General features: G+C 63.5%; 9 protein-coding genes. 2 read left to right on the forward strand and 7 right to left on the reverse strand.

Annotated elements, in window-relative coordinates:
- Window positions 1-91 precede the first annotated feature (91 nt).
- The gene (locus BBX50_RS29080) at window positions 92-1,048 is read left to right on the forward strand and encodes a rhodanese-related sulfurtransferase (protein ID WP_065778756.1); all 957 of its coding nucleotides are present in this window, start codon (window positions 92-94) and stop codon (window positions 1,046-1,048) included.
- A gap of 248 nt (window positions 1,049-1,296) precedes the next feature.
- Here BBX50_RS29080 and BBX50_RS29085 read toward each other — a convergent pair whose 3' ends face one another.
- From BBX50_RS29085 to BBX50_RS29100, 4 genes are all read right to left on the reverse strand, one after another.
- Window positions 1,297-1,704, reverse strand: coding sequence for a GFA family protein (locus BBX50_RS29085; protein ID WP_065778757.1), 408 nt, complete (start codon window positions 1,702-1,704; stop codon window positions 1,297-1,299).
- A gap of 112 nt (window positions 1,705-1,816) precedes the next feature.
- A complete protein-coding gene (locus BBX50_RS29090) occupies window positions 1,817-2,593 on the reverse strand; it encodes a MetQ/NlpA family ABC transporter substrate-binding protein (RefSeq protein WP_065778758.1) in 777 nt (258 codons plus the stop codon).
- Window positions 2,594-2,631: 38 nt separating this feature from the next.
- Window positions 2,632-3,297 (reverse strand): methionine ABC transporter permease, encoded by a 666-nt coding sequence (locus BBX50_RS29095; RefSeq protein WP_065778759.1) that lies wholly within the window; start codon window positions 3,295-3,297, stop codon window positions 2,632-2,634.
- The gene (locus BBX50_RS29100) at window positions 3,287-4,369 is read right to left on the reverse strand and encodes a methionine ABC transporter ATP-binding protein (RefSeq protein WP_065778760.1); all 1,083 of its coding nucleotides are present in this window, start codon (window positions 4,367-4,369) and stop codon (window positions 3,287-3,289) included. The genes BBX50_RS29095 and BBX50_RS29100 overlap by 11 nt, the downstream gene beginning before the upstream one ends.
- A gap of 423 nt (window positions 4,370-4,792) precedes the next feature.
- On the opposite strand from BBX50_RS29100, the gene BBX50_RS29105 reads away from it, so the two are divergent.
- Complete coding sequence (locus BBX50_RS29105; RefSeq protein ID WP_065778761.1) at window positions 4,793-5,668, forward strand: NAD(P)-dependent oxidoreductase; 876 nt, start codon at window positions 4,793-4,795, stop codon at window positions 5,666-5,668.
- Window positions 5,669-5,745: 77 nt separating this feature from the next.
- Here BBX50_RS29105 and BBX50_RS29110 read toward each other — a convergent pair whose 3' ends face one another.
- From BBX50_RS29110 to BBX50_RS29120, 3 genes are all read right to left on the reverse strand, one after another.
- Window positions 5,746-7,113, reverse strand: coding sequence for a GH1 family beta-glucosidase (locus BBX50_RS29110; RefSeq protein WP_065778762.1), 1,368 nt, complete (start codon window positions 7,111-7,113; stop codon window positions 5,746-5,748).
- 149 nt (window positions 7,114-7,262) lie between these two features.
- On the reverse strand, window positions 7,263-8,444 hold the full coding sequence (locus BBX50_RS29115) for a Gfo/Idh/MocA family oxidoreductase (protein ID WP_065778763.1): 1,182 nt from the start codon (window positions 8,442-8,444) through the stop codon (window positions 7,263-7,265).
- A 303-nt stretch (window positions 8,445-8,747) separates the two neighbouring features.
- The gene (locus tag BBX50_RS29120) at window positions 8,748-9,800 is read right to left on the reverse strand and encodes a sugar phosphate isomerase/epimerase (RefSeq protein WP_065778764.1); all 1,053 of its coding nucleotides are present in this window, start codon (window positions 9,798-9,800) and stop codon (window positions 8,748-8,750) included.
- Window positions 9,801-10,224: the final 424 nt, after the last annotated feature.

Genomic DNA, 10,224 nt, shown 5'->3' on the forward strand with positions numbered 1-10,224 from the left:
CCCCGACCTATCGTCCCGAAGCGCGACAGAGTGCACCCCACACGCCTGCAACGATTGCGCTTGCGGCGCGAAAGCTGTATTTGCACCGCCCATGACCGACATTTCCACGACTCCGCGCCCTGAGACCCATGGTGAGACGCATGGCCAGTTTCTGGTGGCTGCGCTCTATCATTTCGCAAGCTTCCCGCGCTTCGCCGAATTCCGCGAACCGCTGCAGACCATCTGCGACGAAAACGGCGTCAAAGGCACGTTGCTCATTGCCCATGAGGGCATCAACGGCACGATCGCCGGCACCGACGCCGGTATCGCCGCCGTGCTCGCATACCTGCGTGCACAGCCTGAATTTGGCGCGCTGGGGCACAAGGAAAGCCGGGCGTCCTCCATGCCGTTCCTGCGCATGAAGGTGCGGCTGAAAAAGGAAATCGTCACCATGGGCGTCGAGAACATCGACCCCAACAAGATCGTTGGCACCTATGTCGATCCGAAGGACTGGAATGCGCTGATCGCCGATCCCGACACGATCGTCATCGACACCCGCAACGACTACGAGACGGCGATCGGCATCTTCAAGGGCGCGGTCGATCCGCAGACCAAGACCTTCCGCGAATTCCCCGAATGGGTGCGCAATCACACCGGCCTGCACAACAAGCCGAAGATCGCCATGTACTGCACCGGCGGCATTCGCTGCGAAAAGGCGACCGCCTTCATGAAGGAGCAGGGCTTCGACGAGGTCTACCACCTCAAGGGCGGTATCCTGAAGTATCTCGAAGAGGTGCCGCAGGAAGAAAGCCTCTGGGAAGGCGCCTGCTTCGTCTTCGACGACCGCGTCTCCGTCACCCACGGCCTCGAGGAAGGCGAACACACGCTCTGCCACGCCTGCCGTCAGCCACTGACGAAGGCCGACCTTGCCTCGCCGCACCACGAGGACGGCGTTTCCTGTATTCATTGTTACGAGATCCGTAGCGACGAGGACCGCGAGCGCTACCGCCAGCGCCAGAGACAGATCGAGCTGGCCAAGAAGCGCGGCGAGCGCCACCTCGGCAGCTAACTTTTTCGCAGAGAAAGCCCCTCATCCGCCTGCCGGCACCTTCTCCCCGCAGGCGGGGCGAAGGAGACGCGCGGCACCGCCCCATCCAGTGATCAAGCTCCAGTTCGCGAACTGCCGCATCAGACAGGCTCGGGATGGCAACGAAGGCTCCGCTCGCGACGGCCGCTCGAAGGCACGTCCCCTCGCCCCGCTTGCGGGGAGAGGGTGAGGGTGAGGGGCAAGCCAAACCCCGATCCCCATCGCGTCATCTAACCCGGCAACGCCTCGCACTCCTCAAGCGCCAACGCGCTGCGATCCCATTCATGGCGGCTGCGGGTGAAGATCGCATCGGTCGGCCGGAACACCGAGGGGTCATCGAGAGTGCCGGCATAGATCGACAGGCGCGGATCGCCTGGTGGACCGGAGCCGTAGACCTGGCTGCCGCAGGTTTCGCAGAAATAGCGGATCGAGGGATTGCCGTTCTCGGCGCGCGTCTCGTAGCCACGGCATGTGCCCGACATCGTCACATCAGTGCGATCGAAGATCATGTAGCAGCAATGGCCGGTTCCGGTCGTTCGCTGGCAATCGCGGCAATGGCAGAAGCCGGAATAGAGTGGCTTGCCCTTCGCCTCGTAGCGGATGGCGCCGCAGAGGCAGCCGCCGTTCATGACACTCATGGTTCGTCCTCCTCGAAGCCTCGGGAGGATAGCTTCGGGAGCCGTGCGGTCAAAGAAAAACCGCGCGCCGCAATTGCAGCGCGCGGTTCAGATTTCCTGTCGAAGGGAGAGCTTACCAGCTCGGGATCAGCGCGCCCTTGAAGGTGTCGTTGATGAAGGTCTTCACCTTTTCATCGTGGTAGGCCTCGACCAGTGTCTTCACCCAAGGCGCATCCTTGTCGGCCTTGCGCACCGCGATGACGTTGGCATAGGGCGACTTCTCGCCTTCGATCGCAATCGCATCCTTCTTCGGGTGCAGACCGGCTTCCATCGCGTAGTTGGTGTTGATGACGGCCGCGTCGACGTCCTGCAGCGAGCGCGGCAGCTGGGCGGCGTCAAGCTCGGCGAAGGTGATGTTCTTCGTATTTTCGGTGATGTCGGCCGGCGTGACCTTCAGGCCGGCGTCTTCCTTGACCTTGATCAGGCCCTTGGAAGCGAGAACCAGCAGCGCGCGGCCGCCATTGGTCGGATCGTTCGGGATGGCGATCGTTCCACCGTCCTTGATCTCGTCGAGGCTCTTCACCTTCTGCGAATAGACCCCCATCGGCGTGGTGATGGTGGTGCCGACGCTGACGATCTCGAAGCCGCGATCGGCGATCTGGTTGTCGAGATAGGGCTGGTGCTGGAACGAGTTGGCGTTGAGGTCGCCATCGGCCAGAGCCTGGTTCGGAACGACGTAGTCGGAGAATTCGAGGATCTCGATGTCGAGGCCCTTGGGGGCTGCGACTTCCTTCACCTTCTCCATGATCTGGGCATGTTCGCCCGGCGTTACGCCGACCTTGATGGTCTCGGCCAGTGCCGTGCCGGCGGTAAGAGCGGCAATCGCTGCCGCGATGATGAGCTTCTTCATGGGTGTCTCCTTGTTCACGTTCAAGTCTTGGGAGGAAGTCAGGTCTTGCGGTTCTTCTTGTCGAAGCGCCGCGCCAGGCCGTCGCCGGCGCTCTGGACGAGCTGCACCAGCACGATCAGCACGATGACGACGACGAGCATGACGTCGGGCATGAAGCGCTGGTAACCGTAGCGGATACCGAGATCGCCGAGCCCGCCGCCGCCGACGGCGCCGACCATCGCCGAATAGCCGATCAGGCTGACAGCGGTCATGGTGAGCGCCAGGGTCAGCGCCGGCCGCGCTTCTGCGAGCAGCACTTTGAAGATGATCTGCATCGGGGTCGCGCCCATGGCGCGCGCCGCCTCGATCAGCCCCTTGTCGATCTCGCGGATCGCCGCTTCCACCAGACGCGCGACAAAAGGAATGGTCGCGATCGTCAGCGGCACGATCGCCGCCTTGGTGCCGATCGAGGTGCCGGTGAGGAGCCGCGTGAAGGGAATGATGGCGACCACCAGAATGATGAACGGCGTCGAGCGGGTGGCGTTGACGATCAGCCCGACGATGCGGTTGAGCGTCGGCGCCGGAAAGAGCTCACCCTTGCCGCTGGTCGCGAGGAAGATGCCGATCGGAAGCCCGATCAGCGAACCGATCAGGCCGGCGACGGCGACCATGTAGATGGTGTCGACGGTGGCGCCGCCGATGCGCAGGAGAATATCAGGCGACATAACCGAGCACCTCCGTGACCAGGCCGTTTTCGACAAAGAAGCGTTCGGCGCGCCCGGATGTCTCCGCATCCGCGCCATAGGCAACGACCAGCGAGCCGTAGGGTGCGCCGCCAATCTCGTCGATCGTGCCGGCGATGATGTTGACCTCTGCACCGACGGACTTGATCAGTTGCGAGATCAGCGGCTTTTCGGCCGCGGCCCCGAAGAAGGTGAGCCGCACGACGGCACGATCGCCAGCCGCCGGCTGGGTTTTGAGGGCGCGAGCCACCGCATCCGGAAGCTTGGAGCCCGGCAGGCCCGAAAGCAGCGCCCGCGTCGTCTCGTGCTTCGGATGAGTGAAGACGTCGAAGGTATGGCCGCGCTCGACGATGCGGCCATGGTCGATGACGGCGACGTCCGACGTTACGGCCTTCACCACTTCCATCTCGTGGGTGATGAGCAGCACCGTCAGGCCGAGTTCGGCATTGATGCGCTTCAAGAGTTCGAGGATCGACTGGGTCGTCTCCGGGTCGAGCGCCGACGTCGCCTCGTCCGAAAGCAGGAGCTTCGGCTCAGTCGCGAGCGCACGGGCGATGCCGATGCGCTGCTTCTGGCCACCCGAGAGTTCGGCCGGGTAGCGCCCGTGCTTGTCGGCAAGGCCGACGAGATCAAGCAGCGGCCGGACGCGCTGTTCGATGGCGCGCTTGTCCATGCCTGATATCTCGAGCGGCAGCGCGACATTGCCGAACACGGTGCGCGAGGACAGCAGGTTGAAATGCTGGAAGATCATGCCGACGTTGCGGCGAAGGCTGCGCAGCGCCGCCTCATCGAGCGCGCCGACATCGACGCCATCGACCATAACCTTGCCGCCTGTCGGCTTCTCCAGCCCGTTGACCAGCCGGATCAGGGTCGACTTGCCGGCGCCGGAGCGACCGATGATGCCGGTGATCGAGCCGCGGTCGACGGTCAGCGAAACGGTGTCGAGTGCGGTAAAGGCACCGCTTTGGCCGGAGGCGGGAAAATGCTTGGAAACGCCGTCGAAGACGACGGCCGCGTCAGCGGGTGGCGTGGCGCTTTGGGCGGAAACGCTCATCGTTCGGAGACCCCCGAAAGTGGCGCAGTCGAATTGTGCGGGTACATAGGTGCTCTCGGATGTTCAAAACTCATGATCCCGGGCTGGCCGGGATGGGACGCGCGTCTGGTCAGGCCGACATTCGACAACGCATTCGGAACAGGGAGCACTTCTCTAACATCAAGCAACCAGTCAGTTCAACTTTGGCGCCGCATGGCCCGCATGCGACATAATCTACGGCCCTTATGGAGAATTGCCGGACCGTTTCACAGGCACGATTTTCCTGAATATGCTGAGGAGCGGCAAAACCATGCTCTTTTGCCGCACGCCCGCCTGAGAAGCGCCACATCGCGGCGCCACCACCTTGGATATCCTCGTCCGGACGGACTGCCCCCGTCGGCGTTTCGTGCTAACGGGCAAGGAGCACGGGTTACGAGGTAGGAAATGCGCATCGTCTTGACCGGAAGCTCAGGCCGTATCGGCCGGGCGATCTATAACGCACTCGCCGCAGACCATGATGTCATCGGTATCGACCGCACCCCCTTCGGCACGACCGCCATTGTCGGCGATCTCGTCGACGGCGAACTGCTGGAGCGGGCGATGGAAGGCGCCGATGCGGTCATCCACACAGCCGCACTGCATGCGCCGCATGTCGATGCGGTGGCCGACCAGGAGTTCGAGCGGGTCAATGTGATGGGCACCCATCTGGTGATCGCCGCCGCGCAATCGGCCGGCGTCGGCCGCATCGTCTTTACCAGCACGACAGCGCTTTATGGACATGCCGTCGCGGACGGCGGCTGCGCCTGGATCACCGAGGACACGCCGCCGAAGCCGCACACCATCTACCACCACACCAAGCTTGCGGGCGAAGCTTTGCTCGAAAACGCCGCGGACCGCGCCTTGCATGTGCGGGTATTGCGCATGTCGCGCTGTTTCCCTGAAGCCGCCGACCGCGTCGCAGGCTACCGGCTGCATCGCGGCATTGACGCCCGCGACGTCGCCGCCGCCCATGTGGCGGCGCTCGACAATGGCGGGCCCGCCTTCCAGCGCTACATCATCTCCGGCGAAACGCCGCTGCTTCCGACCGACTGCCGCCGGCTGGCAGAGGATGCCGCCGGGCTCCTGCGCGAACGCGCGCCGAAACTCTCGCAAGCCTTTGCCGATCGCGGCTGGGCGCTGCCGGCCACCATCGACCGGGTCTACGACCCGAGTGCCGCTATCGAAAAGCTCGACTGGAAGCCGCGCTACGGTTTCAAGGAAGTACTGGCCCAGCTCGACCGGCAGAGCCTCGAGGTCCTGCCGGTTCGCGGGGCGTCCTAGGACTTACGCAACACCGGACGGAAATTCAGACGTACCGGAGTTGCTCTGGTCGCGGGCGGATTGAGGCCGCCCGCCCATCAGCCATGGTTGCCCTTCGGGAACTCTTCGGCAAGCGCCTGGTACCACTGACCGCTTTTCTTGATGGTGCGCACCTGGGTTTCGTAGTCGACATGCACGATGCCGAAACGCATCTTGTAGCCTTCGGCCCATTCGAAATTGTCCATCAGGCTCCAGGCGAAGTAGCCGCGCATCGGATAGCCTTCAGAAATCAGCTCGGCCGTGACAGACAGATGGTCGGCGATGTAGTCGAGCCGCGGCTGGTCGTCGACGATGCCGTTCTCGACGCCCATGTTGTAGCAGGCGCCGTTCTCGGTGATGTAGCAGTCGGGCAGCTGGTACTTGGCGTTGAGCGTCTTGACCAATGCGCCCAGTGCCGGTGCATAGACTTCCCAGCCGATATCGGTCTTCACGTCGCTCACCGGCTTGGCGTTGATCGTCGCCGGATACTCCGCGCCCTTTGCCGGATCGGCGCTGACGCGCATCGGCGTGTAGTAGTTCAGCCCCCACCAGTCGAGTGGCCGCGAAATCGTCTCCATGTCGCCGTCTTCGATCGCGGGCATGCGATCTCCCAGCGCGCTCATGAAGCTCTCGGGGTATTCGCCTCTTAAGATCGGGCCGAAGAAGACGCCGTTGTGGAAGTCGAAGGCCCGCTCGGCCGCCGCCTTGTCGGCCTTGCTGTTGCTGCCGGGATAGACCGAATGCGCGTTGATGACGATGCCAGCAGGCAGGTTCGGCCGCTCGGAGCGGATCGCGTCGACGCCGAGGCCGTGCGCCAGGTTGGTGAAGTGCAGCGCATGAAGTGCTGCATCCATGTTGCGTTCGCCCGGCGCATGGATGCCGTAGAGGTGGCTGAGCCAGACCGAGCACCAGGGCTCGTTGAAGGTCGCGACTGCGTCGAGCCGGTCGCCGAGGCGGGCGATCACCGTCTTGGCGTAGCGCTGGAAGGCGTAGGCCGTCGTGCGTGCGGTCCAGCCGCCATCACCCATCAACGCCAGCGGCAGATCCCAGTGGTAAAGCGTGGCGAAGGCCTTGATGTTGCGGGCCTTCAGCCCATCGACGAGGCGATCGTAAAAATCGAGCCCCTTCTCGTTGATCGGGCCGGTGCCTTCAGGGATGATGCGCGGCCAGGCAATCGAGAAACGATAAGCGTCGACACCGAGGCTTTTGATCAGGTCCAGATCCGCGTCCAGCCGGTTGTAGTGGTCGCAGGCGATATCGCCATTGTGCCGTCCGAAGACGCGGCCGGGCATGTTGGAAAAGGCGTCCCAGATCGACGGCTTGCGCCCGTCCGCCTTGGTGGCGCCTTCGATCTGGAAGGAGGCGGTCGCCACCCCGAATACGAAATCGCCCGGGAATCGCTCAGCCAGGATCTTGGGATCGGTCATCTCTTTTGTCTCGTCTCGTTCCGGCCCCGCTGCCAGCGGGACCACGTTGTCGTCTTGTGTTTCGCCGGTTGGCCTAAGGCCGCACAGGCAAATGTCAACTCGCGAAAAAGGGCGGGAACGCCCGCCCTTTCGCCGGCTCCGGCGTTTCGTTACACCTTTACCCAGGCACCATTTCGTTTGGATGACTGTACGCAGGCATCGACGAAGGCCATGCCCTTCATGCCGTCATCAATGGTCGGATAGGTGACGGCAGGATCGACCTTTTCGCCCTTGCGCTTGGCAAAGATGGCGCGTGCGGCCTCGGTGTAGATGTTGGCGAAGCCTTCGAGGTAGCCCTCCGGATGGCCTGACGGAACGCGGCTGACGCGGTTGGCAGCAGCGCCCGCCCCGGCACCCGCCCGGGTGAGCAATTGCTTCGGCTCGCCGAACGGCGTGTACCAGAGATAGTTCGGATCCTTCTGCGTCCATTCGAGCCCGCCCTTGGTGCCGTAGACGCGCACCATCAGGCCGTTCTCGTGGCCGGGCGCCACCTGGCTGCACCACAGCAGACCCTTGGCGCGCTCGCCGTCCTTCTTCCTGAAGCGCATCATCACATGGGCATTGTCGTCGAGTTGGCGGCCGGGCACGAAGCTGTCGAGATCGGCCGAAAGCTCTTCCAGCTCGAGACCGGAGACGAAGGCGCCGAGATTATAGGCGTGGGTGCCGATATCGCCGGTCGAGCCGCCGGCGCCCGAGCGGGCCGGATCGGTGCGCCAGGCCGCCTGCTTCTGGCCGGACTGCTCGATGTTCTCCGTCAGCCAGTCCTGCGGATACTCCATCTGCACCAGCCGGATAGCGCCGATCTCGCCATTTTCGACCATCGCGCGCGCCTGCCGCACCATCGGATAACCGGTGTAGTTGTGCGTCAGCACGAACAGCGCGTCGCTTTCGTCGGCCGCCTTCTTCAGCTTCTTGGCGTCAGATAGCGTCGAGGTCAGCGGCTTGTCGCAGATCACATGGATGCCGCGCTTCAGGAACTCTTTTGCCGCGGCATAGTGCACGTGGTTCGGCGTAACGATCGCCACCGCCTCGATGCCGTCCTTCAGCTTCGCCTCGCGGATCGCCATCTGCTTGAAGTCGGAGTAGACGCGCGCCGGATCGAGCCCAAGCTCGCGGCCCGAGCTTTCCGCCTTCTCCGGTGTCGACGACAGGGCGCCCGCCACCAGCTCGAAGTGATCGTCGAGCCTGGCGGCGATGCGGTGCACCGCGCCGATAAAGGCACCCGAGCCACCGCCCACCATGCCGAGCCGGATGCGGCGCTCGCGCTTCTCGCTCGTTCCTTCGATTGCCATAATCGTCTCCCCTGTTTCCGTTCGTGTGTTGTTTGTTCGTTTGTCTCGGGCTTGTTCATCCAGCCGTAGTAGTTGCCCTTGTCCGACGGTGAGCTGCCCCTCATCCGCCTGCCGGCTCCTTCTCCCCGCGAGCGGGGCGAAGGGACCATGCGGCACCCGCCCGCACTCGTCATCACCGCAACACCAACCTAAGCAATCCGACGCCAGCCGCAGTCCGCGTCCCCTCTCCCCGCCTGCGGGGAGAGGTAGTCCTCGGGTTAAACCCGAGGAGAGGGGCAATCGCCCCCTCTGGTTACGCCAACCTCAGATGCCGAGCATGCGCCGGTTGGCCGCCTCGTCGGTGCCCGCGCCGGCAAAGTCGTCAAAGGCCTTCTCGGTAACGCGGATGATGTGGTGCTTGACGAAATCGGCACCCTCGCGCGCGCCATCCTCCGGATGTTTCAGCGCGCATTCCCACTCAACCACGGCCCAACCGGCGAAATCATTGGCCGCCATCTTCGAGAACACCGCGCCGAAATCGACCTGGCCATCGCCGAGCGAACGGAAGCGCCCGGCCCGGTTGACCCAGCCCTGGTAGCCGCCATAGACACCCTGTCGCCCGGTCGGGTTGAACTCCGCATCCTTGACGTGGAACATCCGGATGCGGTCCTTGTAGATGTCGATGTTGTCGAGATAGTCGAGGCACTGCAGCACGTAGTGCGAGGGGTCGTAGAGCATGCAGGCGCGGGCATGGTTGCCGGTGCGCTCGAGAAACATCTCGTAGGTGACGCCGTCGTGCAGGTCCTCGCCCGGATGGATCTCGTAGCAGATGTCGACGCCGTTTTCCTCGGCATGGTCGAGGATCGGCCTCCAGCGTTTTGCCAGTTCGTCGAACGCGGTCTCGACAAGCCCGGCCGGCCGCTGCGGCCAGGGATAGACGAAGGGCCAGGCAAGCGCGCCGGAAAAGCTCGCCATCGCGTTCAGCCCGAGGTTCTTCGAGGCGGTCAGCGCCAGTTTCACCTGCTCCACCGCCCAGGCCTGCCTTGCCTTCGGGTTGCCGCGCACTTCGGGTGCCGCAAACCCGTCGAAGGCCTCGTCATAGGCCGGGTGCACGGCGACGAGCTGGCCCTGCAGGTGGGTGGAAAGCTCGGTCACCTCGACGCCGTTGTCGCGCGCCGTACCGGCAAAGTCGTCGCAATAGGTCTTGGAGGTCGCCGCTTGTCTCAGGTCGATCAGCCGTGCGTCCCAGCTCGGGACCTGTACGCCCTTGTAGCCGCAGTCCGCCGCCCATTTGGTGATCGCGTCCCAGGAGTTGAATGGCGCCGCATCGCCGGCAAATTGCGCAAGAAAGAGCCCTGGCCCCTTGATGGTCTTCATCCCGATTTTCCTCCCGATGGAACGGTCGAAGATCTGTCGACCCGTCCGACCAGCTGCCGGAAAACGGCGTAAAGCACGCCGTTTCCGTTGAAACTGATAAACCTGAAACGTTACAGGTGCCGCACGCTATCAGATTTTCGACAAGGGGCAACCGGCAAAGGCACAGATTCCTCGAAGATTTGTAATCGATTTCATCCCTGGTCGGATCGGACAATCATGGAACGGCCGTCCGACCGGCCTTTCGCCCTTCTGAGCCGCGCCGCTACCCGTCGACGCACAAAGAGAAAGGGCGCCATCATGGCGCCCTCAGACTGCTGACAAACCTCTGGCGTTTGCCGGGGGTTTTTGATTCACTGGGTTATGTTGAAGAAACCCGCTCCCGAACAGACCGCACTCGAGATGGTGACGCTCGACAGCCTGGTTC

The organism is Ensifer sp. LC11 (genome assembly GCF_001695835.1).
Classification (GTDB): domain Bacteria; phylum Pseudomonadota; class Alphaproteobacteria; order Rhizobiales; family Rhizobiaceae; genus Ensifer.

What these genes read in the sequence shown, in the direction of transcription:
- BBX50_RS29110 (WP_065778762.1), bottom strand. Translation starts at nt 7,113, where the DNA reads ATGACCGATCCCAAGATCCTGGCTGAGCGATTCCCGGGCGATTTCGTA.
- BBX50_RS29100 (WP_065778760.1), bottom strand. Translation starts at nt 4,369, where the DNA reads ATGAGCGTTTCCGCCCAAAGCGCCACGCCACCCGCTGACGCGGCCGTC.
- BBX50_RS29115 (WP_065778763.1), bottom strand. Translation starts at nt 8,444, where the DNA reads ATGGCAATCGAAGGAACGAGCGAGAAGCGCGAGCGCCGCATCCGGCTC.
- BBX50_RS29095 (WP_065778759.1), bottom strand. Translation starts at nt 3,297, where the DNA reads ATGTCGCCTGATATTCTCCTGCGCATCGGCGGCGCCACCGTCGACACC.
- BBX50_RS29085 (WP_065778757.1), bottom strand. Translation starts at nt 1,704, where the DNA reads ATGAGTGTCATGAACGGCGGCTGCCTCTGCGGCGCCATCCGCTACGAG.
- BBX50_RS29090 (WP_065778758.1), bottom strand. Translation starts at nt 2,593, where the DNA reads ATGAAGAAGCTCATCATCGCGGCAGCGATTGCCGCTCTTACCGCCGGC.
- BBX50_RS29080 (WP_065778756.1), top strand. Translation starts at nt 92, where the DNA reads ATGACCGACATTTCCACGACTCCGCGCCCTGAGACCCATGGTGAGACG.
- BBX50_RS29105 (WP_065778761.1), top strand. Translation starts at nt 4,793, where the DNA reads ATGCGCATCGTCTTGACCGGAAGCTCAGGCCGTATCGGCCGGGCGATC.
- BBX50_RS29120 (WP_065778764.1), bottom strand. Translation starts at nt 9,800, where the DNA reads ATGAAGACCATCAAGGGGCCAGGGCTCTTTCTTGCGCAATTTGCCGGC.